Consider the following 23,983-nt stretch of genomic DNA (forward strand, 5'->3'; position numbering starts at 1 on the left):
CTCAGCGCCGTATCTGGAGCGCCACCACCTGATCCCAGGCGTCGCCCAGCGGCGGCAGGCCGGCGAGCTCGACCGCGCCGTTCCGCGCGGTGACGGTCACCGCCGCGCCGCCGTCGAGCAGTCGCGCCGAGCGTACCTTCGCCGTCAGCGGCAGCCGCACGCGCCCGTCATGCGCGCGGAGCAGGTGAACGTAGATTGTGTCGCCGCGCTGCGTCGTCACGCCATAGTCGCCGGGCGCGACCGGGCCGCCGCGCGTGCCGTAGATGCTCTCGCCATGGCGCTTCATCCACTCGCCGATGGCGTGGAAGGTGGCGAGATTCTCGGGCTGGATCTCGCCGTTCGGCATCGGCCCGGTGTTGAGCAGGAAATTGGCGTTGCGCCCGGCCGCGCCGACCATCGTGCGCACCAAGGTCTCGGGCGACTTGTAGTTGTCGTCCACCAGGTTGAAGCCCCAGCTGCCGTTCATCGTCTCGGCCATCTCGAGCGGCAGCCGCCCGATCGTCGCCTTGTCGCCGTTGAAGCCCATCGTGTTCTCGCCGGGCAGGTCGCGCTCGAAGGTCTGGTAATCCTCCCCCGGGAAGGGCGCGTGGTGATGGTTGTTGACGATCAGGGCGGCCGGCTGGAGCGAATGGATCAGTGCGTAGGTGCGGTCGAGCCGCCAACGGTCGCGCAGCGCGGTCTTTTCCTGGTCCCACCAGCCGTCGAACCAGATCCCGCCGATCGGGCCGTATTGCGTCAGCAGCTCGCGCAGCTGCGCTTCCTGATAGTCGAGATACCGCTCCCAGTCGCCCGCCTCGGGGCGGCCGGTGGTGTGGCCGGTGCGGCCGCGCGGGAAATAGTCCGGATTGTGCCAGTCGAGCTGCGAGTAATAGAAGAACAGCTTCACGCCCTGGCGGCGGCACGCCGCGGCGAGCTCGGCGATCGGGTCGCGTTTGAAGGGCGTCGCGTCGACGACATTGTAGCGCGACACCTTGCTGCCGAACATCGCGAAGCCGTCATGGTGCTTGCTGGTGATGACGATGTAGCGCGCGCCGGCGTCCTTGAACGAGCGCACCCAGGCGTCGGCGTCGAACCGGGTCGGGTTGAAGAAGTGCGCGAGCCGCTCGTACTTGGCCGCGGGGATCTTGTTCTCCTGCATGATCCACTCGGCCAGCCCGGGCGAACCGCTGCCGCCGAGTTCGCTATACAGCCCCCAGTGGAGGAACACGCCGAACTTCGCGTCCTGGAACCAGGTGCGCGCCGCGAGATTGGCGGCCGCGGGCGTGTAGGTCGGTGCGGCGGGCGGCGGGGCGGGGGTGGACTGCGCGGCCGCGCCGATCGGTGATGACAGCGCCGCCATGATCGCCGCTGCCGCGACCGCGCCCAGGCTCTTCGAACCCCATGCCATATTCGGCTCCCCTCTCCGACGTGTCCGCCTCTGCGACGAGCGTAGCATAGCGATGCGGCGGCGCCAGTGACCGTGATGCAAGATCGCCGGCTTGTACTAATGCGACCGACTTGCATTAGCTTGAAGTGGCGTCTATCCCGCCGTGAAGGATCAACCGCTCGACCCTCAGCTGTTTACCCGCGAGCGCGTGAACCCGCGGCTCAGCAGAGCCACGGTCGGCAGCGCGCAGGGCTGCTGCGCCCCCGCGTGTGGGAGCACGGAGGAGAGGGGCGAGCAGTTGATCCGCGAAAGGGGACGGGAATGCGGATCAGTTTGGGAGTGTTGGCCGGCCTGTGCGCCTCGGGCGCGAGCGCGCAGCTGCCGGGCGAGCCTGCCCGCGCCGATGACGCGCGCGGCGAGGTCGTCGTCACCGCGGCGCGCACCGTCCTGCCCGCGAGCGCGCTGCCGCTGACCGTCGACGTGATCGACCGCGAGACGCTGTCGCGCCAGGTGGCCGTGTCGGGCTCGGTGGTCGACGCGGTGTCGGCGCTGCTGCCCGCTTTCTCGCCGACGCGCGAGAAGATCACCGGGGTGGGCGAGACGCTGCGCGGCCGCTCGCCGCTCTACGCGATCAACGGCATCCCGCAGACCACGCCGATCCGCGACGGCGCGCGCGACGGCTATACGATCGACCCCTTCTTCATCGACCGCGTCGAGGTGATCTACGGCTCGAACGCGCTCCAGGGCATCGGTGCAACCGGGGGCGTGGTCAATCAGGTGACGGTGCGCGCGCCCGAGCGTGACGGCTGGACCGGGCGCACGCTGGTGCAGGGCAACGCAGGCGACAGTTTCTCGGGCGAGTCGCTCGGCGGCAAGCTCGGCGCGCTGGTCAGCTACCGCGCCGGGCGCTTCGACGCGACCGCCGGGGTCGCGGTCGAGCGGCGCGGCGCCTTCCTCGACGGGCGCGGGCGTCGTGTCGGCTATGACGGCAACCAGAGCGAGATCCAGGACACCGACACGCTCTCCTTCTTCGCACGCGCCGGCGTGGCGCTGAGCGACAGCGCGCGGCTGGAGGTGGTGGCGAGCCGCTTCCACCTCAAGGGACGTGACCATTACGTCCCGGTCGAGGGCGATCGCGCGACGGGTGTGCCCGCGACGACGCGGCGCGGCTCGACGCCGGGGCAGCCCTCGACCGGCGTCGCGCAGATGGTCTCGGCCTCGCTCACCGACGGTGCGCTGGCGGGCGGCGCCTTCACGCTGCAGGGCTTCTACAACCGCACCAGCGACACCTTCGCGGGCGGCGTGCTGGCGACATTCCAGGACGCCGCGATCGCGCCGGTCGGCACGCTGTTCGACCAGTCGCGCAACGTCTCGCGCAAGCTCGGCGGGAAGGTGAGCTACGAGCGCGCGGTGCCCGGATGGGAGGCGCTGACGCTCACCGCCGGCTTCGACGCGCTGGTCGACCGCACGGCGCAGACGCTCGTCCAGACGCAGCGCGAGTGGGTGCCGCGGACCGACTTCCGCAGCCTCGCGCCGCTCGCGCAGGGCAACCTCAAGCTGGCGGACGGGCTGGTGCGGCTCGCCGGCGGCGTGCGGTACGAGAACGTCCGGCTCGACGTGCCCGATTACACCACGCTGGCGAGCTCGGGGGCGCGCCGCGTCACCGGCGGCTCGCCCGCGTTCGAGCGCGCGCTTTGGAACGGCGGCGTCGTGGTCGAGCCCGCCGCGGGCATCCGCGCCTACGGCAGCTACGCCGAGGGTTACACGATCGCGGATATCGGCCGCGTGCTGCGCGCGGTGAACCAGCCCAACGTGCGGATCGACGACTTCCTCGACCTGACTCCGGTGATCTCGAACAATCGCGAGGTCGGCGTCGAGCTCAAGCGCGGCCCGCTGACCGCGAGCTCGACTTATTACTGGTCGTCGAGCGAGGCGGGCTCGGTGCTGGTGCGCGGCGACGACGGCATCTTCACCGTGGTGCGCCAGCCGATCGACATCGAGGGGCTGGAGATCAACCTCGACACGCTCACGCCGCTCCCGGGGCTCAACGTCGCGCTCGGCTACAGCCACGTCACCGGCCGCACCGACACCAACGGCGACGACCGGCTCGACGCCGACCTCGACGGCGCCAACATCTCGCCCGACCGGCTCAACCTCAGCGCCGACTATCGTGCCGGGCGCCTCAGCGCGCGGGTGCAGGGGCGCTACTACCTGTCGCGCCGCTTCCAGGGCCAGCCGATTGCCAACGACTTCGGCGGCTACCGCCTGTTCGACGCCTATCTCGCCTATGACGCGCCGGTCGGCCGGCTGATGCTGAGCGTGCAGAACCTCGGCAACACCGACTACGTCACCTACTACAGCGACACGCAGGGCCCGACCGACAACGCGCGCTTCTATACCGGGCGCGGGCGCAACGCGACGCTGAGCTGGCAGGCGAGCTTCTGATGCGCCTGCTGGCGCTGCTGCACCGCTGGGTCGGCGCGATCGGCGGCGCGCTGCTCGCGTTGCTCGGCGCCACCGGCGCGCTGCTGGTGTGGCGCGATCGGCTGACGTCCGTGCCGCACGCCGGCGACGCGGTGTCGCGCGACCCGGCGGCGCTGGCGCGCGTGCTCGATGGGCTCGCCGCGAACGGGCGACCGCTCGATCGCGTGACGCTCGCGGGCGAGGGGCTCGGCGTGCACCAGGTCGTGTTCCGCGACGGCGGCGGCGCGTATTTCAGCCAGAGCGGCGAGATGGTGGCGCACTGGTCAAGCGCGTGGCAGCGGCCCGAGCTGCTGCTGTTCGACCTCCACCATCGCCTGCTGCTCGGCGAGGCGGGCGAGACGGTGAACGGCGTCGGGGCGCTGGTCGGGCTGGTGCTGGTGGTGAGCGGCGTCGTGCTGTGGTGGCGGACGCGCGCGCGCTTCCGCCCGCGGCTGTGGCCGGCGCGGATGACCTCGGGCGCGATCGTCCACCAGCACCGCGATCTCGGCGTGCTGACCGCGCCGCTGCTCGCACTCTCGCTGATCACCGGCGCGATGATGGCGCTGCCGGCGGTGGAGCGGCTGCTGCTGGCGCCGCTCGGCGCGAGCGATCGCGCGCGGCCGCCCAAGCTGGCGACGACCGACCCGGCGGTAGCGGTGCCGAAAAGCTTCGGCCCGCTGCTCGCCGCCGCGGCGCAACGCTTCCCCGGTGCGGAGGTGCGGCGGGTGCAATGGCCGCGCGGTGCGGGCGCGCCGATGGCGCTGCGGCTGCGGCAGCCGTTCGAGTGGACGCCGAACGGGCGCACCTTCGTCTACGCCGATCCGGCGACGCTGCGCATGGTCGACGTCGCCGATCCCGCGACCGGCGGGGCGCATGAGCGCGCGCGGGAGAAGCTCTACCCACTCCACGCCGCCAAGGTCGGCGGCCTGGCGTGGAAGCTGGCGATCACCGCCTCGGGGCTGGCGCTGGCGCTGCTCGGCAGCCTCGCGGTCTACGGCTTTTGGGCGACGCGGGCGCGGGTGAGCGCGTCGCGGCGGGGGAGGCGCTCTGTTAGGTTGCTCAAGCGGAGCGCCCTGTAGATCCGGGACGGCCGCAAGCTGATCCTCCCCTGCAAGGGGAGGTGTCAGCGCGAAGCGCTGACGGAGGGGTGTCGCCGCTGGTGACTGTCGCGCTCACTCGCCGACCGGGTCACCCCTCCGACGCGCTGCGCGCGCCACCTCCCCTTTCAGGGGAGGATTGGTAAGGACGTCAGACGAGTAGTCGGCGCCTCACAGCGTCACGCCGCGCTTCCAGATCGCGATCTCGCGCTCGCCGTTGCGCTCGGCGGCGGTGGGCTCACCCGAGGCGATCGCGACGATGCGCGCCAGCAGCGCGTCGGCGGTGACGTCGAAGCCGCGCGCCAGCACCGCGCCCGCGTCGAAGTCGATCCAGCCCGGCTTGCGCTCGGCCAGCCCGCTGTTCGAGGCGATCTTCACCGTCGGCACGGGAAAGCCGAGCGGCGTGCCGCGCCCAGTGGTGAACAGGATCACGGTCGCGCCAGCCGCCGCCAGCGCGGTCGAGGACACCGCGTCGTTGCCCGGCGCCTCGAGCAGCGTCAGCCCGCGCGCGCGCGCCGCGGCGCCATAGCCGATCACGTCGCTGATCGGCCCGCGCCCGGCCTTCTGCACCGCACCGAGCGACTTCTCCTCGAGCGTGGTGATGCCGCCAGCGACGTTGCCGGGCGAGGGGTTCTCCGAGACCGTCTCGCCATGGTCGAGGAAGTAGCGCTTGAAGCCGTTGACCAGCCCGGTGATGGCGTCGAACACCCGCGCGTCGCTGGCGCGGTCCATCAGCGACTGCTCGGCGCCGAAGATCTCGGGGATCTCGGTGAACACCACGCTGCCGTCCGCGGCGACGACGCGGTCGCTGATACGACCGACCAGCGGGTTGGCGGTGAGCCCCGAGAGACCGTCCGAGCCGCCGCACTTGACGCCGAGCACCAGCTCGCCGAGCGCGCAGGGCTCGCGCGTCGCGCGCGCCGCCTCGGCCAGCGCGGCGACGATCGCGACGCCGTCCTCCACCTCGTCCGCGCTCGCCTGTGCGGTGAGCGCGCGTACCCGGCCACGCGCCGCGGGCGGGATCGCCTCGACCAGCGCGGCGACCTGGTTCTCCTCGCAGCCGAGCCCGACGATCAGCACCCCGCCCGCGTTGGGATGCGCCGCCAGCGCTGCGAGGATCGCGCGCGTCCCGCCCAAATCTTGTCCCAGCTGCGAGCAGCCGTGCGGGTGGGTGAAGGCGTGGACGCCGTCGACCGCGTCGCCGACCAGCGCGGCGGCGCGCGCCGCGATCCGCTCGGCGGTACGCGCGACGCAGCCGACCGTCGGCAGCACCCAGATCTCGTTGCGCGTCGCCACGCGGCCGTCGGCGCGGCGATAGCCGAGGAAGCTCGCCTCGGCCGGGCGCTCCAGCGTAGCGGGCGGCGCGGGCGCGTAGTGGTAGTCGAGCGTGGCGTCGAGCGCGGTGGCGAGGTTGTGCGAGTGGACGTGCTCGCCGGGGCGGATCGGCGCGGTGGCATGGCCGATCGGATAGCCGTATTTGATCACCGCCTCGCCCGGCGCGAGCGCGGCCACCGCCACCTTGTGCCCGCGCGCCACGTCCTGCGTGAGCGTCAGCCTTGCCTCGGCAAGCGTGAGCGTCTCGCCCGCGCGCGCGTCGTCGAGCAGGGTGACGACGCTGTCGCCGGGCGCGATCTTGAGGGCGCTGGCCATCTCACCTCCGGGTCCGGACCGATCGCCAAGCCACTAGCGCATGATCCGTCCGGTTTGAACCACCCGCGAGGTGCCGTGCGGGAAGCTGGGTCGATGGACGATCGAGCTGCCCCGTCCCGCAAGGGAGATGGCAGGCCGGAGGCCTGACGGAGGGGTGTCGCGGGCGGTACTCCGTCCCGCCTTGCCAGCGCTGAAACCCCTCCGTCGCGCGGCGCACGCCACCTTATCGTGCAGGGGAGGACGAGAAGGTTGCTTCCGGTCCCGCGCGCGCCGCGCGCTCAGCCAGCGCCGCTCGTCAGGATCGTGCCGTTGAGCCCGGCGGGGAAGAAGCCGCCGCCCGTCACCGCGGCGCTGCTCTGAAAGACGACGTTGAGCACCTGCGTCGCGGTGCGCCCCAGCACCAGCCCGTCGCTGTCGGTCGGCACGAGGTTGGCGGCCGCGGCGGTGCCGATGTCCTGGTCGGTGTCGCCGGCGCCGTCGAGCGAGTCGCGCAGCGCCGAGATCTGGCTCACCCGCGTGTAGATGCTCGGCACGGTCAGCCCGCGGCGCCACAGCTCGGCGCGGATCGTCGCGTCATGGTAGCATTCGGCGGCGAGGATGCCCGCGCTCGCCTCGAGATAGGTCTTGTTGGTGAGCAGTCTGGCGGCGCCGCGGTAGGCGCTGACGCCGACGTCGGTGAGCAGGTAGGCGCCGATCAGGAAGTTCTCGTCGCTGGCGTAGGGGTCGAACACGTCGCCCGTGCCGATCACCCCGGCGGCGCGCGCCGCCGCGGTGAAGGCGCCGACCGCGGTGGTACCGCCGACCGTCACGCTCGCGCTGCCCGAGATGTTGATCGCGGGCTGCGCGACGCGCGCGCTGCCCAGCGTCTCGCGCAGGAAACGGATGTGGCCGATCTCGTCGGCGGCGATCTCGCGCGCGTACTCGGCGACCACGTCGTCGCTGAAATCCACCGCGCGCGCCGCGCCGGCGCCGCTGCCGGTCGCCACCGGCCCCTGCGTGCCCATGCCGGTCAGCAGCGCGCTGTCGACGCCGCTGCCCGACACCGCATAAGCGTAATAGGCGCCCTCCAGATATTCGAGCTGGAGCGCGAAGTTGAGCACCGCGACATCGGTGATCGCGCCGCTCGGCGTCGGCGTGGGGGAGGGCGCCGGGGAGCCGTCATCATTGTCGTCACCGCAGCCCGACAGCAACGTCAGCCCGCCCGTCATCGCCGCGGCACCGCCGCACAGCCGAATGAAGCGGCGGCGCGCCTGGCGCTGCTGCTCGGCACGCTCCATGAGGTCGAGGAACTCGATCGGATCGCTCATCGCCGTGCTCCTCAGTTCGCGCCGGAGCGACGCAGCGCCGCATTGGCATTGTTGGTCCCCGCCGGGAAGAAACCGCCCGCGCTGACCTGCTTGTCGGTGAGATAGGCGATGTTGTGGACCTGCTCGACGGTGCGGCCGAACACCAGCCCGCGCCCGTCGGTGGGGACGACGTTGGCGGCGCGGCCGTAGATCGAGGTGACCGGGGAGATGCCCTGGTCGTCGTCGTCGACGCGGCGCGGCGGGCCGTCCGACTCGTCGTCTCCGTCGAGATCGTCGCGCGCGTCGGAGAGCTTGTCCGCCTTCTCGCGCAGGTCGTCGACGTCGACGCCGCGGCGGTAGAGCGCGCTGCGGATCAGCCCCGCGTGGAACGCCTCGGCGGCGAGCAGCCCCGCCGCGGCGTCGACGATCGCGACGTCGCTGAGCAGCGGCGCGGCGCCCTTGTAGGCGGTGACGCCGACGTCCTCGAACAGGAAGGCGGCGAGGAGGAAATTGTCATCGCTGGCGTACGGGTCGAACACGCCGCCGCTGGCGTCGAGGTCGATGTCGGCGGCCTTGGCGGCGGCGGTGAAGACCGTGGTCGACAGGTCGATCGCGGGCTGCGCCACCGCCGCGCTGCCGAGCACGCGGCGCAGCACGGCGACATGGGCGACCTCGTCGGCGGCGATCTCGCGCGCGTACTGGATCACCGCCGGGTCGCTCAGCGCGGCGCGGCGCGCGCCTGTGACCGCGCCCTGCGTCTGCGTGCCGGTGAGCTGGTCCGCCGCCAGCCCGATCCCGGAGACCGCGTAGCTGTAGAATTGCGCCTCGAGATATTCGAGGTTGAGCGCGAAGTTGAGGATGTCGGCGTCGCTCGGCGCGGTCTGCGCGCTGGCCTCGCGCGCCAGTATCAGCCCGCCCGCGCCGAGCACCGCCACCCCGGCGGCGCCGCGGAAGAAGGCGCGTCGCCCGTCGCGGCGGCGCGCGCGCGCCTCGATCAGTCTCTCGCCCGCTGCCATCCCGCGCTCCCCGTTCACCGACGCGGCGCGATGCCGGCCGCAGGAGGGATACGAGGGGGCGGCGAAAAGGATGCGTCAGGGCCGGACGATCGCGTTCTGACCCGGCGCGGCGACGGTCACCGCTCGGCCAGCGAGTGACTCGCAGCGCGCCGTCCGCGCCGAGCGCATCGGGCTGGACTGTGTCCCATCCGGCTGACATCGCTCGCCTCATGCGCTGACTTCACGGCGATCAAGGGATTGCGCTGAGGTCCGCTGCCATTAGGTAGGACCACGAGCGTGGGTGGAGCGGGAGAGAGCATGTCGACACAGGCCCGAGCGGCGGGCGCCGCACCGGCGCGCGCGGGCGCGACCGATGCGCCCGCGGACGTGATCATCGTCGGGTCGGGCGCCGCCGGCGCGATGGCCGCGCACAGCCTCACCAAGGCCGGGCTGCGCTGCCTGATGCTGGAAGCGGGCCGCGACTATGACCCCAAGGCTGAGGTCAACATGTTCGCGCCGGAGAGCGACGCCCCGCTGCGCGGTGCCTCCACCCCCGACAAGCCGTTCGGCTATTTCGACGCCACCGTCGGCGGCGGCTGGGAGGTCGACGGCGAGCCCTACACCTCGCGGCCTGGCAGCGACTTTCGCTGGTATCGCCCGCGTATGCTGGGCGGGCGCACCAACCACTGGGGTCGCCATTCGCCGCGTTGGGGCCCGTACGACTTCAAGCCGTATTCGCGCGACAAGCTCGGGGTGGACTGGCCGATCGGCTACGACGACGTCGCGCCCTATTACGATCGCGTCGAGCGGATGATCGGGGTGAACGGCGGCAAGCTCGGGCTGGAGAACCACCCCGACTCGCCTGACGGCTGCCTGCTGCCGCCGCCCAAGCCGCGCGTCACCGAGATGATGATCAAGGCCGCGGCGGAGAGCATCGGCATCCCGGTGCGCGCCGCGCATACCGCGGTGCTCACGCGCGACATGCCCGACGACGTCGCGCCGCGCAGCGCCTGCTTCAACGCCACGCCGTGCACGCGCGGCTGCACGATCGGCGCGATGTTCCAGACCACCACCTCGCTGCTGCCGCAGGCGGATGCGACCGGTCGGCTGCGCGTGGTCACCGACGCGATGGTGGCGCGCGTGCTGATGGGCGCGAACGGCCGCGCCACCGGGGTCGAATATGTCGACCGCAAGACGGGGCAGCGCCACCAGGTGAGCGCGCGCGCGGTGGTGCTGGCGGCGGGGACAGGCGAGACCGCGCGACTGCTGCTCAACTCGGGCAGCGACCGGCGCGGGCTGGCCAACGGCTCGGGCGAGCTGGGGCGCAATCTGACCGATTCCACCGGTGCCTCGTTCAGCGCCTACATCCCGAAGCTCGCCGGGCGCCCGCGCTACAACGAGGACGGGATCGGCGGGCAGCACATCTATATTCCGTTCTGGCAGTACAAGGAGCAGGCGCGCGGCGAGCTCGACTTCGCGCGCGGCTATCATTTCGAGATCGGCGGCCGCTTCGACATCCCGCCGCCCGCGACGCTGCCGCGCGCTTATGGCAGCGCCTTGCGCCAGGCGGTGCGCCAGTCCTCGGGCGCGACATTGCGGCTGACGCTGCGGGGCGAGATGATCCCCAACAAGGACACGTTCTGCGAGATCGATCCGGGCGTGAGGGACAAGTTCGGCATCCCCGTGCTGCGCTTCGCGTTCAAATGGTCGCAGAACGAGGTCAACCAGGTAGCGCACGGCCGCCGCTCCGCGCACGCGGTGTTCGAGCGCCTCGGCGGGACGATCCTCAGCCCCGATCTGCCGGTCGAGCAGATCATGACAGCGGGCGGCGAGATCATCCACGAGCTCGGCACGGCGCGCATGGGGGACAGCCCGCGCACCTCGGTGGTGAACAGCTACGGCGAGGCGTGGGACGTGCCCAACCTCGTGCTGATGGACGGCGCGGTGTTCGCCTCGGGCGCGCACAAGAACCCGACGCTGACCATTCTCGCGCTCGCGCTGCGCAACTCCGAGCGGCTGGCGCAACGGATCAAGACGGGAGCTCTCGCGTGACGCTATCGCGCCGTACCACGCTGCAGTGGCTCGCCGCCGCGGCCACCCTGCCGCTGTTCGAGCCGCCCGCCCTGGCGCAGGCCGGCGCTGCCGCGGTCGCGCCGCCCTTCGCGGTGGTCGACTGGCCCGCGCTGCCAGCGGCCAAGCCCGCGCCCGGCTACGGCCGTGATCCCAAGCTGATGGAGCCCAGCGTGCCGTGGCCGCTGACGCTCGACCGCTCGCAGCGCGCCACGCTCGACCTGCTGGGGGACCTGATCCTGCCGCCCGAGGGCGACGCGCCGGGGGCGGGGAAGCTGGGCGTCGCCGCCTTCGTCGACGAATGGGTCAGCGCGCCCTATCCGGTGCAGCGCGCCGACCGCGAGCGGATCCTGCCCGGGCTCGCTTGGCTCGACGCGCAGAGCCGCGCGCTCGGCGGCCGCTCGTTCGTCGCGCTCGCGCCGGTGCAGCGCACGACGCTGATGGACGCGCTGATGGTGCCGACGCCGGCGCCGCGGATGGTCGCGCCGGTCGCCTTCATGGACAAGCTGCGCTACCTCTTCGTCACGGGCTATTACAGCCTGCCCGAGGGCAAGGCCGACATGGGCTATATCGGCGACCAGCCGACCGAGGGGCCGTATCCGGGCCCGACCCCCGAGGCGCTGGCGCATCTCGACCGCGTGCTGGGAGAGCTGAAGCTGTCGCCGGCGGTGGCGCGGAGCTGAGCGGGGCTAGATCGCAGGGTCGTTGCGTTATCTCTCCCCTCCCTTCAGGGAAGGGGGCGGGGGTGGGGCCTCTCCGCGAGCGTCGCGTCTGAGGAAGCGCCCCACCTCAACCCCTCCCCAAAAGGGGGAGGGGCTCAGGAAGACGCTTCGCCCTCAACTCACCCCGCCGCCTTGCCCGGCACATTGACTCCCATGCTCTGCAGGTAGCGCTTCACGTTGCGCGCCGCCTGACGCAGCCGCTGCTCGTTCTCGACCAGTGCGATCCGCACGAAGCCCTCGCCGTTCTCGCCATAGCCGACGCCCGGTGCCACCGCGACCTTGGCGTGGCTGAGCAGCTGCTTGGAGAATTCGAGGCTGCCGAGATGCGCCAGCGCGGGGGGCAGCGGTGCCCAGGCGAACATCGAGGCGCGCGGCGCGGGCACGTCCCAGCCGGCGCGCGCGAAGCTCTCCACCAGCACGTCGCGGCGCTTGTGATAGAGCTGGCGGTTCTTCTCGACGATGTCCTGCGGTCCGTTGAGCGCGGCGCAGGCGGCCGCTTGGACGGGCGTGAACGCGCCATAGTCGAGGTAGGACTTCACCCGCGTCATCGCCGCGATTAGCTTGCGGTTGCCGACCGCGAAGCCGATCCGCCAGCCCGCCATCGAATAGGTCTTGCTGAGGCTGGTGAACTCCACCGCGACGTCGCGCGCGCCCGGCACCTGGAGGATCGAGACGGTCGGCTTGCCGTCATAATAGAGCTCGGAATAGGCCAGGTCGGAGATCACCCACACCTCATTCTCGCGCGCCCAGGCGACCAGCCGCTCGTAGAAGGCAAGGTCGACGGTCTCCGCCGTCGGGTTCGAGGGATAATTGACCACGAGCACGCTCGGCCGTGGCACGGTGAAGGCGACGGCACGGTCGAGGCTCTCGAAATAATGTTCGTCGGGCGTGGTCGGCACCGCGCGGATCGTCGCCCCGGCGATGATGAACCCGAAGGTGTGGATCGGGTAGCTTGGGTTGGGTGCCAGCACCACGTCGCCGGGCGCGGTGATCGCGGTGGCGAGGCTGGCGAGCCCCTCCTTCGATCCCATCGTGACGACGACCTCGGTCTCGGGGTCGACCTCCACCCCGAAGCGCCGGCCGTAGTAATTGGCCTGGGCGCGGCGTAGCCCGGGGATGCCGCGCGACTGCGAGTAGCCGTGCGCGCTCGGCTTCTGTGCCACCTCGACCAGCTTGGCGATGACGTGATCGGGCGGCGGCAGGTCGGGGTTGCCCATGCCGAGGTCGATGATGTCCTCCCCGCCCGCGCGCGCCTGTGCCCGCATCGCGTTGACCTCGGCGATGACATAGGGCGGCAGGCGCTTCATGCGGTAGAATTCGTCGGACACGGGCGGGCACTCCTTTCGGTTCACCTATATAGCCATTCGCCCCGCGCGGCACCCGCCCGACAGAAAAAGCGTGGCGGGCTGCTTCGCCGCGCAACGAGCTTGCGCTATGCCGGTCGTGCCAACGAGGAGCGACGAGCCGTGAGCGCGACGACCAAGCCGCCGATCCCCGATCTCGCCGAGCTCCAGCACTGGACGTGGGTGGCGGGACGCGCCCAGCAGATGCTGATGGAGGCGGGGGTGCCGCTCGCGGCGCCGGAGAAAGCGGCGGCGCAGGTCCAGGACTTCTGGAGCGACTATCTCGCCCTGTGGCAGCGCTTCGCCGCGCCCGACGCCGGCGCCGCCGCCACGCCCGAGAAGGATCGCCGCTTCGCCGCCGCGGCGTGGCGCGACCACCCGCTGTTCGATTGGATCCGGCAGAGCTACGCGTTGGTGGCCGACCACCTGCTGCGCGGCGTCGACCAGCTCGACGGCGTCGACGAGCGCACCCGCGCGCAGCTGCGCTTCGCCGCGCGCGGCTTCGTCGACGCGATGAGCCCGTCCAACTTCGCGCTGACCAACCCCGAGGTGATCGAGCGCACGATCGCGACCCGCGGCGAGAATCTGCTCGCGGGATTGCAGCACCTGCTCGACGACCTCCGGCGCGGCCAGGTGACGCACAGCAGGGAGGGCGCCTTCACGCTCGGCGAGGACCTCGCCACCACGCCCGGGCAGGTGGTCAAGCGCACGCCCTTCTACGAGCTGATCCAGTACGATCCCGCGACCGAGCGGGTGCTGGCCGCGCCGCTGGTGATCTTCCCGCCCTGGATCAACCGCTTCTACATCCTCGACCTGACGCGCGAGAAGAGCTTCATCCGCTGGGCGGTGGAGCAGGGTGTCACCGTCTTCGTCGTCTCGTGGCGCTCGGCCGACGCGACGATGGCGGACGTGACCTGGGACGATTACGTCGCCGCGCAGCTCGACGCGATCGACACGGTGCGCGCGCTGCTCGACGTGCCCGCGGTCCATACCGTCGGCTATTGCGTCGCGGGGACGACGCTGGCGGCGACGCTGGCGCTGCTCGCCGCGCGTGGCGAGGAGGGGCGCGTCGCGAGCGCCACCTTCCTCACCGCGCAGGTGGACTTCAGCCGCGCCGGCGACCTGCTCCACTTCGTCGACGACGAACAACTCAAGGTCATGGCGGCGCTCAGCCCGCAGGGCTTCCTCGACGGCCGCTATCTCGCCGCAACCTTCAACCTGCTGCGCGGGCGCGACCTGATCTGGAACTATGTCACGCAGAACTATCTGCTCGGCAAGGATCACGTGCCGTTCGACCTGCTCCACTGGAACGGCGATGTCACCAACCTGCCGGCCAAGTGGCACCTCGCCTATCTCACCGACCTGTACCGCGACAACCGGCTGGCCAAGGGGGAGATGAGCGTGGCCGGCGTGCCGATCGACCTCGCCCGCGTGACCACGCCGAGCTACGTTCAGGCCGGGCGCGAGGATCATATCGCGCCGGCCGAGAGCGTGTGGAAGCTCACCGAGCATTTCCGCGGGCCGCTGCGCTTCGTGCTGGCCGGCTCGGGCCATATCGCGGGCGTGGTCAATCCGCCGGCGGCGGGCAAGTACCAGCATTGGGTCAACGAGGCGGGGGCCGCATCGCTGGAGGAGTTCGTCGCGGGCGCGCGCGAGGTGAAGGGCAGCTGGTGGCCCGACTGGGCGGCGTGGCTGCGCGCGCTCGCGCCCGACGAGGTGCCCGCCACCGGCGCGCGCGTGCCGGGCGCGGGCGCGCTGGCCGCGATCGAGCCGGCGCCGGGCAGCTACGTGCGCGCGCGCTGACGCCCTCTCCCCGCGGGGAGAGGGCGCGCAGGCTCAGCCCGCCTTCTTCGGGGTGAGCCGCAGCAGCTTGGCCTCGGCGCCGTCCTCGAGCAGCCAGAGCGCACCGTCGGGGCCGCTCACCACCGCGCGGATGCGGTTGCCCATGTCCCAGCGCTCCGCCTCGCGCGCCCTGGTGCCGTCGAAGGCGATGCGCACCAGCGCGGTCGCTGCCAGCCCGCCTACGAAGGCCGAGCCGCGCCAGTCGGGAAACAACGTACCGTCGTAGAAGGTCAGCCCGGCCGGCGCGATGACCGGGTTCCAGTAGAGCGCTGGCTCGGCCAAGTCGGGCCGGGTCGTCGGGCTGGGGATCGGCACGTCGTCGTAGTTCGCGCCATAGGACACCAGAGGCCAGCCGTAGTTCTTGCCGGGCTCGATCAGGTTGAGCTCGTCCCCGCCCTTCGGCCCCATCTCGACCGACCACAGCCGACCCTGCGAGTCGAAGGCGAGGCCATAGGGATTGCGGTGCCCGCTGCTCCACGTCTCCGCCGGCGTGAGGTTCGGCGCCGGCACGGTGACCTGCCGGCCCTTGGCCTTGGCCGCCGCCACGGTGTCCTCGGGCGGGTCGATCAGCGACACCGTGGTCGCGCCGGTCTTTCCTTCCCCGGGGTTGCCGGGAGCGGGCTTGCCGTCGAGCGTCAGCCGCAGGATCTTGCCGACGGGCTGGTCGGGGTCCTGCGCCGGCGTCATGCGCTGGCGGTCGCCCGCGGCGAGGAACAGGTGCTGGCCGTCGGGCGCGAAGGCGATATAGGCGCCGAACTGACCGCCCTGGCCGCGCGGCAGCTGGCGCCAGATCACCTTGAGCCCCGTCAACGCGGGTGCCGCCGCGGCGGGATCGATCGTCGCGCGCGCCAGCGCGAGCGAGTCGCCGCCGTTACCGGGCTCGCTGTAGCTGATGTACACCGCGTGATCGCTGGCGAAGCGCGGCGACACGGCGACGTCGAGCAGGCCGCCCTGGCCCTCGTCGTGGACCTTGGGCACGCCGTTTACCTCGGTCTTCTTGCCGTTAGTGGTGACGAGCCAGATCCGTCCCGGCTTTTCGGTCACCAGCATGCGCCGGTCGGGCAGGAAGGCGAGCGCCCAGGGCTGGTCGAAGGTCGTCACGGTGGCGGTATCGAACGGCTTCGTCGCGGCCGGCTTGGCGTCGCCGTAGTTCACCGGCGCGGCCGCGGCGGTGGGCGCGCCACCGCTCGGGGCGGCGGCGCTCGGCTGCTGCTGGTTGCCGGCCGGGGAGGTCGTGCCGCCGCACCCCGCCAGGGCCGCGGAAATCGTCGTGAAGGCCAATAGATTCCGCAGCATAGATCCTCTCTCTTACCCGGCGAACGCGCGACCTTAGTGGCGCCGCCGGCGCTCGCCTAGGCGGCATCGCGCTGCCGCAGGGCAGGGCGCGGCGAGTTGCCGTTGCGCAGGGACTAATCTATGCTAGCCAGCATCTTGGACGATCCTTCCCGCGCCTCCCCACCGCTGCTCCCGCGCGAGCCAGACGCCGCGGTCCGCGCGGCGGTGGCCGCATTCGCCGCGCGCCTGGCGCAAGGTGATCCCTGGGTCGCGGCGTTCGACGAGTCGATCACGCCGATGGCGATCAGCGACCCGACGCTCCCCGACAACCCGCTGCTCTACGTCAACCGCGCGTTCGAGGCGCTGACTGGCTTCACCGCGGCCGAGTTGGTGGGTCGTAATTGTCGCTTCATGCAGGGTCCGCTCACCGACCCCGCCGAGGTGACTCGGCTGCGCGAGGCGATCACGCGGCACGAGCGCGTCGAGGTCGACCTGCTCAACCACCGCCGCGACGGCGCGCCCTTCTGGAACCGGCTGACCGTCGCCCCGGTGCACGATGCCCTCGGATCGCTGCGGTACTTCGTGTCGTCGCAGCTCGACGTGACCCTCGAGCGCCATCGGCTCGCGCGATTGCAGGCGGATCGCGCGCAGCTCGCCCTTGAGGTGGCCGAGCGCGACGCCGCCATCGCCGAGCGCGAGGAGCGGCTGACCCTGGCGATGAAGGCGGGCGGGCTCGGCACCTTCTCGGTCGATCCGAACACGCGCGAGCTGGTTGCATCGGCCAGCTGCAAGGTGAACTGCGGCCGCGCGCCGGACGAACCGTTGACGCTGGAGGAACTGTTCGGTTCGATCCACCCTGGTGACCGCGCGCGCGCCGACGCTGCCATGGCGGCGACACTCGAGCGCGGCGAGCCGTACGATATCGAATATCGCCTGCTGACGCCGGCGGGTGAGCAGCGCTGGGTGGCGGTCCGCGCCGAGATGCAGTACCGCGCCGATGGCACGCCGCTGGCGATGGTGGGCTTCACCACTAACATCTCCGACCGCAAGTTCGCCGAAGAGCATCGCGCCGTGCTCGCACGCGAGCTGACGCATCGCGTGAAGAACATCCTCGCCACGGTCGGCGCGGTGGTGAGCCAGACGCTGCGCGACGCCCCCTCGCTGCCCGCGGCGCGCGGCGCGGTGGCGGGGCGGATCGCCAGCCTCGGTGCGGCGCACGAGCTGCTGGTCCACGACGAGGTCGAGGGCGCGGCGATCGGCGACATCGTCGAGCGCGTGCTCGCCCCCTTCGCCGACCGCGACGGGCGCCGCTTCGACGCCGCGGGACCCTCGATCCGGCTCAGCCCCGAGATCACGCTGGCGCTGTCGATGGCGCTGCACGAGCTCGCCACCAACGCGATCAAATATGGCGCGCTATCGGTGCCCGAGGGCCGCGTGACGATCCGCTGGGCGCTGGCGGGTGATGACCGCGCGCGCCGCTTCCGTTTTTCCTGGGTCGAGCAGGGCGGTCCCGCGGTGACCCCGCCGACGCGCGTCGGCTTCGGCTCACGCATGATCGAGCGGGTGCTGGCGCCGCACGTCAGCGGGCCGGTGGCGGTGGCCTATCCGCCCGCGGGCGCGCGGTTCGAGGTCGAGGCGCCGGTGTAGGGGCGGGGAGCCTCGATGCACACGGACGCACTCGATGAGGGCGCTCACTGCCGCGACACCGCCCCGCAACTTCCGTCATCCCCGCGCAGGCGGGGATCCATGCACGCTGCCGCTGCGGCTCCTTCGCAGGTCCGCTCGTCTGGATCCCCGCCTCCGCGGGGATGACGGGTCTGGGCTGGCGTCAGGATGCGACCTCGGGCGGCAGGGCAGCCGGGCCGTTCCCGCCAGCCTAGCCCCCGCTACCCCCGCATTCTCACCCCAGGCCCCCGCGCGCGCAGCTCGTCGCTGGCAATGGCGCGCAGTCGCGTGGCGACGCGCGGGTCCAGCCCGAGGTCGTCGGCGGCGCGCTCGCGCCCATCGAGCCGGCGCGGGTCGGTGCCGGTCAGCGTGCCGAAGGTCATCAGCGCCTCGAGATAATAGCCCTCCGCGCTGGCGTGATACTGGTCCCAGCTCCACAGGCTGACCTGGCCGAACGCGATCCCGTCATAGGGGTCGGGGTCGGCGAGCCCGTCCCGGATCGCGCGGTTCCACGCGCTGCCCACCGCCACTGCGGCGGTGAGGCCGTTGCCGTCGGCGACGGCGCGGTCGGTCGCCGCGGCGAGCTCGTCCGCCATCGCGACGATCGGCTGGCCCGACCAGCGCGCGCCCGGCCGATAGGTCAGGTCGGCGCGCGACCAGGTGGCGACGAGATCGACGATCACCGCGGGGTTGCGCGCGCGGAACAGCGCGGCGAGGTCGCGCGCCGCGGCGACGTGGCGCGTCGGGTCTCCGGGTCGCGCCGGATCGAGCGTGCTATAGCCCTGCAGCACCACCGCGTCCCACGGCCGGTCGATCAGCGCGCGCCGGTTCTGAAGGTGCCAGGCGAGCTCCTTGCCGGGCGAGGTCTCGAGGCTGACCTGCCAGTCGAGCCCAGCCTCGTCGGCGAAGGTCTTGAACAGTGCGGGCACGCCGCCGATCCCCTCGCTGTTGAGATCGGTGACGCGATCGGGTCGGTAGCGCTGCACCGGCGAGTTGGCGCCGAAGGTGAAGCTGTTGCCGATGAAGAGGACGGTGCGCGCGGCGGCGGCCTGGGGCAGCGCGGCGGTGAGCAGCAGCGCGGCGGCGAGCGCGCGGGGGAGGAGGCGGGTCATGCCACTTAGACAGCAGACCCGCGCACTCCTGCCAAGCGCGAAGCGCGGCGCCGCTCCTCCCGCTGCGGGGGAGAAGCGGCGCCGTCGCGGCTCAGCGGCCGATGCTGGTGTAGTGGAAGCCCGCCGCGGCGATCTCGTCGGGCGTGTAGATGTTGCGCAGGTCGATCAGCACCGGCGTCTTGAGCAGCGATTTGACGCGATCGAGGTCGAGCGCGCGGAACTGGTCCCACTCGGTCACGATCGCGAGCGCGTCGGCGCCCTCGATCGCCTCGTATGGGCCCTTGCAATAGACCACGTCGCCGAGCAGCTTCTCGGCCTGCTCCATGCCCTCGGGGTCATAGGCCTTCACCGTCGCGCCGGCGTCCTGCAGCGTCTGGATCACCGCGATCGCGGGCGAGTCGCGCATGTCGTCGGTGTTCGGCTTGAAGGTGAGGCCCAGCACCGCCACCGTCTTGCCGCGGACGTCGTCGCCCATCGCATGGACGATCTTGCGCCCCATCGCGCGCTTGCGGTTGTCGTTCACGGCGACCACCGCCTCGACGATGCGCTGCGGCGCGTCATAGTCCTGGCTGGTCTTGAGCAGCGCCAGCGTATCCTTGGGAAAGCACGAGCCGCCGTAGCCCGGACCGGCGTGCAGGAACTTGGCGCCGATTCGATTGTCGAGCCCGATGCCGCGGCTGACATCCTTCACGTCCGCGCCCACCTTCTCGCACAGGTCGGCAATCTCGTTGATGAAGGTGATCTTCGTCGCGAGGAAGGCGTTGCCGGCGTACTTGATCAGCTCGGCGGTGCGACGGCGAGTGACCAGGATCGGCGCGGCGTTGAGGTACAACGGGCGGTACACCTGGCGCATCACGTCGGTGGCGCGCTCGTCCTCGGAGCCGATGACGATGCGGTCGGGCCGCTTGAAGTCGTCGATCGCGGCGCCCTCGCGCAGGAACTCGGGGTTGGAGACCACGCCGAAGTCCGCATCAGGGGCGGCCTCGCCGATGATCCGCTCGACCTCGTCGCCGGTGCCGACCGGCACGGTCGACTTGGTCACGATCACGGTATAGCCGGTGATCGCCTCGCCGATTTCCTTGGCGGCGGCGTAGACGTACGACAGATCGGCGTGGCCGTCACCGCGGCGCGACGGCGTGCCGACCGCGATGAAGACCGCGTCGGCGTCTTTGACGCCCTCCTTGAGATCGGTGGTGAAGCGCAGCCGCCCCGCCTGCACGTTGCGCGCGACGAGATCCTCGAGACCGGGCTCGTAGATCGGCATCTTGCCGGCGAGCAGTCGCTCGATCTTGCCCTGATCCTTGTCGACGCAGACGACGTCGTGGCCGAAGTCGGCAAAGCAGGTGCCCGATACCAGCCCGACATAGCCCGAGCCGATCATGGTGATGCGCAAGGTGGTCGCTCCTCGTTGATTGACGATGGGACGCGATCGGCCCCTCGCCCGGAGCGCTACCCGTTACGTTCGCGGTCTGGCAAGCCGCAAGCGGTGCAGTGCAGCATTCAACTGCTTGGATATGGGGCGGCTGGTACAGCGGGGCGGGGCCGGCGCGCGGCCGCGCGGCGCCAGCGCCGGCGGCGGTGCTGCGCCACCGCGGCGATGGCGACGGGCCACAGCATCGTCAGCGTGATGTCGCCGAGCGTGTCGCGGACGGACCAGCTCGGCGAACCGGCGAGCCAGTCGAGCGCCTCGTTGAGCATCTCGGCGGTGAACACGACGTGGAGCGCGGCCAGCGAGCCGCGCCGCTCGCGCAGGACGAGGCGGGCGAGCAGATAGATGGCGAGCCCGGCGTGGACGTGGAGCAGCGGCGCCGGTCCGGCGGTCGCGACGATCTGGTCGATCAGCTGCTTGTAGGCGCGCGCGAGTTCCATCGCGCGGCGGTGTAGCGAGGGAGGGGTTACGGAATCGCTATGTTGAAGGGCGGCGGCTGCCTGCCCCATCGCCCTCACCGTCATCCCCGCGAAGGCGGGGATCCATATACGCTGACGTTCCGACTCGATCGAAGGTCCGCGCGTCTGGATCCCCGCCTCCGCGGGGATGACGAAGAAAGGGAGGAATGAAGGAGGTCCTCACGCCCGCTTCTCAGCCCCAAACGCCAACCGGCGCCGCGTCGGTTGACGCGGCGCCGGCCGGTGTCTCACGAGGGAGCACCCGGTCAGTCGATCTTGGGCAGCGTCTCGAACTGGTGGAACGGCGGGGGGCTCGACAGCGTCCACTCCAGCGTGGTCGCGCCCGCGCCCCAGGGATTGTCGGGGGCCTTCTTGCCCGCCAGCATCGACCAGACGACATTGACGAAGAAGATCGCCATTCCCATCGCCATGATCATGTAGCCGACCGTCGCGACCTGGTTCCAGTGCGCGAAGGCGTCGGGATAGTCCGGGTAGCGCCGCGGCATGCCCTGCAGGCCGAGGAAGTGCATCGGGAAGAACATCACGTTCACGCCGACGAAGAACACCCAGAAGTGCAGCTGGCCGAGCAGCTCCGAGTACATCCGCCCGGTCATCTTCGGGAACCAATAGTAGAAGCCGGCGAACAGCGAGAACACCGCGCCGAGGCTCAGCACGTAGTGGAAGTGCGCCACCACGTAATAGGTGTCCTGCATGTAATCGTCCACGCCACCGTTGGCGAGCACCACGCCGGTCACGCCGCCGACGGTGAACATGAAGATGAAGCCGATCGCCCAGACCATCGGCGTGGGGAAGCGCAGCGAGCCGCCCCACATCGTCGCGATCCAGGAGAAGATCTTGATGCCGGTCGGCACCGCGATCACCATCGTCGCCGCAGTGAAGTACATCTTCACGTTGACGCTCATGCCAGTGGTGAACATGTGGTGCGCCCACACCACGAAGCCGACCACGCCGATCGCGACCATGGCATAGGCCATGCCGAGATAGCCGAACACGGGCTTGCGGCTGAAGGTGGCGACGATGTGGCTGATGATGCCGAAGCCCGGCAGGATCATGATGTAAACTTCGGGGTGGCCGAAGAACCAGAACAGATGCTGGTACAGCACCGGGTCGCCGCCGCCCGCGGGATCGTAGAAGGTGGTGCCGAAGTTGCGGTCGGTCAGCAGCATCGTGATGGCCGCGGCGAGCACCGGCAGCGCCAGCAGCAGCAGGAAGGCCGTGACCAGCACCGACCAGGCGAACAGCGGCATCTTGTGCAACGTCATGCCCGGCGCGCGCATGTTGAAGATGGTGGTGATGAAGTTGATCGCGCCGAGGATCGAGCTGACGCCGGCGAGGTGGAGCGACAGGATCGCCATGTCGACCGACGGCCCCGGCTCGCCATAGGTGGAGAGCGGCGCGTAGACCGTCCAGCCGGTGCCCGCGCCGCCGAAGAAGGGCGAGGCCAGCAGCAGGGTGAAGGCCGGGATCAGCAGCCAGAAGCTGATGTTGTTCATCCGCGGGAACGCCATGTCGGGCGCGCCGATCATGATCGGCACGAACCAGTTGCCGAAGCCGCCGATCATCGCCGGCATCACCATAAAGAAGACCATGATGAGGCCGTGCGCGGTGACCAGCACGTTCCACAGGTGGAGCGCCTGGTCGAAGCTCTGCTCGGTGCCGCCGTGGAGCATCGCCACCCACTTGGGCAGATACTGGATGCCCGGGTGCATCAGCTCGGCGCGCATCAGCCCCGAGATCGCGCCGCCGATGATCCCCGCGCAGATCGCGAAGATCAGGTAGAGCGTTCCGATGTCCTTGTGGTTGGTGGACATGAACCAGCGCGCGAAGAAGCCGGGCTTGTGGTCGGCATGCGCGTCATGGTGGCCGTGATCGTGCGCCTGGAAGGCGGACGGGTGGAGCGCGGTGTCGGTCATCGTCTTAGCGTCCGGCTTCGCCGACGCCACCGGGGTTGCCGGTCGCGCCCTGCGGGGAAGGGATGGGAGTGTCGGTGCCGTTCTCGGTCGGACCGGTCAGCGCGTTGCTCATCGCGGCCTCGTCCATGACCGCGGCCGAGCCGTCGGCGCCGGGCTGCGGGATCACCTTGTCGGAGGGCTTGCCCGCGGCCGGCATCGAGCCGCCCTTGGCGCGCACCCAGGCGGCGAACTGCGCCGGCGGCACCGCTTCCACCGCGATCGGCATGAAGGCGTGGCGCGCGCCGCACAGCTCCGAGCACTGGCCGAAGTAGAGGCCCGGCTTGTCGATGGTGAAGCTGGTCTCGTTGAGGCGACCCGGGATCGCGTCGAGCTTGATCCAGAAGGCCGGGACCGCCCAGCTGTGGATCACGTCGTTGGCGGTGGTGATCAGCCGGATCGGCACGCCGACCGGCAGCACGACTCGGTTGTCGGTGGCGAGCAGCCGCGGTCCGTCGGCGTCGCTGCGCGCGCGCTCGCCCGCGGCGACCTGGCTGCCTTCCTTGAGCATGTTGGCGGTGATCTCGATCCCGCCGTGGTCCGGGTACTGATAGCTCCAGAACCACTGGTTGCCGATCGCCTTGAGCGTCACCGCGCCCGCCGGGGCGGGGCGGAACTGCGCCTGCAGCAGCCCGATCGAGGGCACCGCGATGGCGACCAGGATCAGCACCGGCGCCAGCGTCCACACCACCTCGATCGCGGTGTTGTGGCTCGTCTTGGACGGGGTGGGGTTGGCGCTGGCGCGGAAGCGGATCACCACGAACACCAGCAGCGCCAGCACGAACAGCGAGATGATCGTGATCAGCGGGAACAGGATGCGATCGTGAAACCAGTGCGCGCGCAGGCCATTCTTGGTGACCTGCGGCTGGATGTGGATCACGCCGTCGACCGGCTGGCCGATCTTGGGGCCGGTGCTGACGACCCGCGCGTCCATCGCAGGGGCGCCGTCCATCGCCAGCGCGGGGGCGGCGGGCGCGGCGTCGGCCTTCTGCACGGTGCCGCCGGCCTGGCCCTGGTTGGCGTCCGCGGGGCGCAGCCCGCTCGGCGCCGCGGTGGCGCTCGTCGCGGGGCCGGCGCTCGGCGCGGCGGCCTGCGCGGAGGCCCCGCCGGCGACGCCCGCCAGCGCGAGCCCGGCCGCGAGCATCAATCCTGTCAGCGCGCCCCGGCGACCCGCCCCGAAACCTGCCTTGAACCCGGTTGTCAGCATGTTGTGTTCTAAACCCCTCTCTGGCGCACGCGT

The 23,983-nt window shown here is 71.0% G+C and carries 17 protein-coding genes; 6 read left to right on the forward strand and 11 right to left on the reverse strand.

Going from position 1 to position 23,983, the window contains the following annotated elements:
• Position 1 precedes the first annotated feature (1 nt).
• Positions 2-1,387 (reverse strand): alpha-L-fucosidase, encoded by a 1,386-nt coding sequence (locus tag FHY03_RS11455; RefSeq protein WP_221190131.1) that lies wholly within the window; start codon positions 1,385-1,387, stop codon positions 2-4.
• Between the two features lie 300 nt (positions 1,388-1,687).
• Here FHY03_RS11455 and FHY03_RS11460 point away from each other — a divergent pair, with 300 nt between their 5' ends.
• Complete coding sequence (locus FHY03_RS11460; protein ID WP_183930850.1) at positions 1,688-3,811, forward strand: TonB-dependent receptor; 2,124 nt, start codon at positions 1,688-1,690, stop codon at positions 3,809-3,811.
• Complete coding sequence (locus FHY03_RS11465) at positions 3,811-4,908, forward strand: PepSY domain-containing protein (RefSeq protein WP_183930852.1); 1,098 nt, start codon at positions 3,811-3,813, stop codon at positions 4,906-4,908. Before FHY03_RS11460 ends, FHY03_RS11465 begins: the two co-directional genes overlap by 1 nt.
• 189 nt (positions 4,909-5,097) lie before the next feature.
• Here FHY03_RS11465 and FHY03_RS11470 read toward each other — a convergent pair whose 3' ends face one another.
• The 3 genes from FHY03_RS11470 to FHY03_RS11480 form a co-directional block, all read right to left on the reverse strand.
• A complete protein-coding gene (locus tag FHY03_RS11470) occupies positions 5,098-6,576 on the reverse strand; it encodes a UxaA family hydrolase (RefSeq protein WP_183930854.1) in 1,479 nt (492 codons plus the stop codon).
• Between the two features lie 278 nt (positions 6,577-6,854).
• Positions 6,855-7,883, reverse strand: coding sequence for a ferritin-like domain-containing protein (locus tag FHY03_RS11475; protein WP_183922161.1), 1,029 nt, complete (start codon positions 7,881-7,883; stop codon positions 6,855-6,857).
• A gap of 11 nt (positions 7,884-7,894) precedes the next feature.
• Positions 7,895-8,878 carry a ferritin-like domain-containing protein gene (locus FHY03_RS11480; protein ID WP_183930855.1) on the reverse strand — a complete coding sequence of 328 codons (984 nt, stop codon included), beginning with the start codon at positions 8,876-8,878 and terminating at the stop codon, positions 7,895-7,897.
• 297 nt (positions 8,879-9,175) lie between these two features.
• Here FHY03_RS11480 and FHY03_RS11485 point away from each other — a divergent pair, with 297 nt between their 5' ends.
• Together FHY03_RS11485 and FHY03_RS11490 are read left to right on the forward strand one after the other, a co-directional pair.
• Complete coding sequence (locus FHY03_RS11485; RefSeq protein WP_183930857.1) at positions 9,176-10,909, forward strand: GMC family oxidoreductase; 1,734 nt, start codon at positions 9,176-9,178, stop codon at positions 10,907-10,909.
• Positions 10,906-11,610, forward strand: a complete 705-nt coding sequence (locus FHY03_RS11490) for a gluconate 2-dehydrogenase subunit 3 family protein (protein WP_183930859.1) — start codon at positions 10,906-10,908, stop codon at positions 11,608-11,610. The genes FHY03_RS11485 and FHY03_RS11490 overlap by 4 nt, the downstream gene beginning before the upstream one ends.
• A gap of 158 nt (positions 11,611-11,768) precedes the next feature.
• Here the strand turns inward: FHY03_RS11490 and FHY03_RS11495 are convergent, their stop codons facing one another.
• Positions 11,769-12,977, reverse strand: a complete 1,209-nt coding sequence (locus tag FHY03_RS11495; RefSeq protein WP_183922152.1) for an LL-diaminopimelate aminotransferase — start codon at positions 12,975-12,977, stop codon at positions 11,769-11,771.
• Between the two features lie 138 nt (positions 12,978-13,115).
• On the opposite strand from FHY03_RS11495, the gene FHY03_RS11500 reads away from it, so the two are divergent.
• Positions 13,116-14,795: a class I poly(R)-hydroxyalkanoic acid synthase gene (locus tag FHY03_RS11500; protein ID WP_311721401.1), complete on the forward strand. Its 1,680-nt coding sequence runs from the start codon at positions 13,116-13,118 to the stop codon at positions 14,793-14,795.
• A 33-nt stretch (positions 14,796-14,828) separates the two neighbouring features.
• Here the strand turns inward: FHY03_RS11500 and FHY03_RS11505 are convergent, their stop codons facing one another.
• A complete protein-coding gene (locus tag FHY03_RS11505; RefSeq protein ID WP_183930861.1) occupies positions 14,829-16,130 on the reverse strand; it encodes a PQQ-dependent sugar dehydrogenase in 1,302 nt (433 codons plus the stop codon).
• A 120-nt stretch (positions 16,131-16,250) separates the two neighbouring features.
• Here FHY03_RS11505 and FHY03_RS11510 point away from each other — a divergent pair, with 120 nt between their 5' ends.
• The gene (locus FHY03_RS11510) at positions 16,251-17,756 is read left to right on the forward strand and encodes a PAS domain-containing protein (protein WP_183930863.1); all 1,506 of its coding nucleotides are present in this window, start codon (positions 16,251-16,253) and stop codon (positions 17,754-17,756) included.
• A 239-nt stretch (positions 17,757-17,995) separates the two neighbouring features.
• Here the strand turns inward: FHY03_RS11510 and FHY03_RS11515 are convergent, their stop codons facing one another.
• From FHY03_RS11515 to coxB, 5 genes are all read right to left on the reverse strand, one after another.
• On the reverse strand, positions 17,996-18,886 hold the full coding sequence (locus tag FHY03_RS11515; protein WP_183922145.1) for a PEP-CTERM sorting domain-containing protein: 891 nt from the start codon (positions 18,884-18,886) through the stop codon (positions 17,996-17,998).
• 91 nt (positions 18,887-18,977) lie between these two features.
• Complete coding sequence (locus FHY03_RS11520; RefSeq protein ID WP_183922143.1) at positions 18,978-20,279, reverse strand: UDP-glucose/GDP-mannose dehydrogenase family protein; 1,302 nt, start codon at positions 20,277-20,279, stop codon at positions 18,978-18,980.
• Positions 20,280-20,386: 107 nt separating this feature from the next.
• Positions 20,387-20,755 (reverse strand): hypothetical protein, encoded by a 369-nt coding sequence (locus FHY03_RS11525; protein WP_183930865.1) that lies wholly within the window; start codon positions 20,753-20,755, stop codon positions 20,387-20,389.
• A gap of 284 nt (positions 20,756-21,039) precedes the next feature.
• Positions 21,040-22,707 (reverse strand): cytochrome c oxidase subunit I, encoded by a 1,668-nt coding sequence (ctaD, locus tag FHY03_RS11530; protein WP_183922139.1) that lies wholly within the window; start codon positions 22,705-22,707, stop codon positions 21,040-21,042.
• 4 nt (positions 22,708-22,711) lie between these two features.
• Positions 22,712-23,950: a cytochrome c oxidase subunit II gene (gene coxB / locus FHY03_RS11535; protein WP_260158883.1), complete on the reverse strand. Its 1,239-nt coding sequence runs from the start codon at positions 23,948-23,950 to the stop codon at positions 22,712-22,714.
• Positions 23,951-23,983 lie beyond the last annotated feature (33 nt).

The organism is Sphingomonas sp. BK345, from assembly GCF_014193845.1.
In the GTDB taxonomy this organism is placed as follows: Bacteria; Pseudomonadota; Alphaproteobacteria; order Sphingomonadales; family Sphingomonadaceae; genus Sphingomonas.

What these genes read in the sequence shown, in the direction of transcription:
- FHY03_RS11455 (WP_221190131.1), bottom strand. Translation starts at nt 1,387, where the DNA reads ATGGCATGGGGTTCGAAGAGCCTGGGCGCGGTCGCGGCAGCGGCGATC.
- FHY03_RS11460 (WP_183930850.1), top strand. Translation starts at nt 1,688, where the DNA reads ATGCGGATCAGTTTGGGAGTGTTGGCCGGCCTGTGCGCCTCGGGCGCG.
- FHY03_RS11465 (WP_183930852.1), top strand. Translation starts at nt 3,811, where the DNA reads ATGCGCCTGCTGGCGCTGCTGCACCGCTGGGTCGGCGCGATCGGCGGC.
- FHY03_RS11470 (WP_183930854.1), bottom strand. Translation starts at nt 6,576, where the DNA reads ATGGCCAGCGCCCTCAAGATCGCGCCCGGCGACAGCGTCGTCACCCTG.
- FHY03_RS11475 (WP_183922161.1), bottom strand. Translation starts at nt 7,883, where the DNA reads ATGAGCGATCCGATCGAGTTCCTCGACCTCATGGAGCGTGCCGAGCAG.
- FHY03_RS11480 (WP_183930855.1), bottom strand. Translation starts at nt 8,878, where the DNA reads ATGGCAGCGGGCGAGAGACTGATCGAGGCGCGCGCGCGCCGCCGCGAC.
- FHY03_RS11485 (WP_183930857.1), top strand. Translation starts at nt 9,176, where the DNA reads ATGTCGACACAGGCCCGAGCGGCGGGCGCCGCACCGGCGCGCGCGGGC.
- FHY03_RS11505 (WP_183930861.1), bottom strand. Translation starts at nt 16,130, where the DNA reads ATGCTGCGGAATCTATTGGCCTTCACGACGATTTCCGCGGCCCTGGCG.
- FHY03_RS11510 (WP_183930863.1), top strand. Translation starts at nt 16,251, where the DNA reads ATGCTAGCCAGCATCTTGGACGATCCTTCCCGCGCCTCCCCACCGCTG.
- FHY03_RS11515 (WP_183922145.1), bottom strand. Translation starts at nt 18,886, where the DNA reads ATGACCCGCCTCCTCCCCCGCGCGCTCGCCGCCGCGCTGCTGCTCACC.
- FHY03_RS11525 (WP_183930865.1), bottom strand. Translation starts at nt 20,755, where the DNA reads ATGGAACTCGCGCGCGCCTACAAGCAGCTGATCGACCAGATCGTCGCG.
- ctaD (WP_183922139.1), bottom strand. Translation starts at nt 22,707, where the DNA reads ATGACCGACACCGCGCTCCACCCGTCCGCCTTCCAGGCGCACGATCAC.
- coxB (WP_260158883.1), bottom strand. Translation starts at nt 23,950, where the DNA reads ATGCTGACAACCGGGTTCAAGGCAGGTTTCGGGGCGGGTCGCCGGGGC.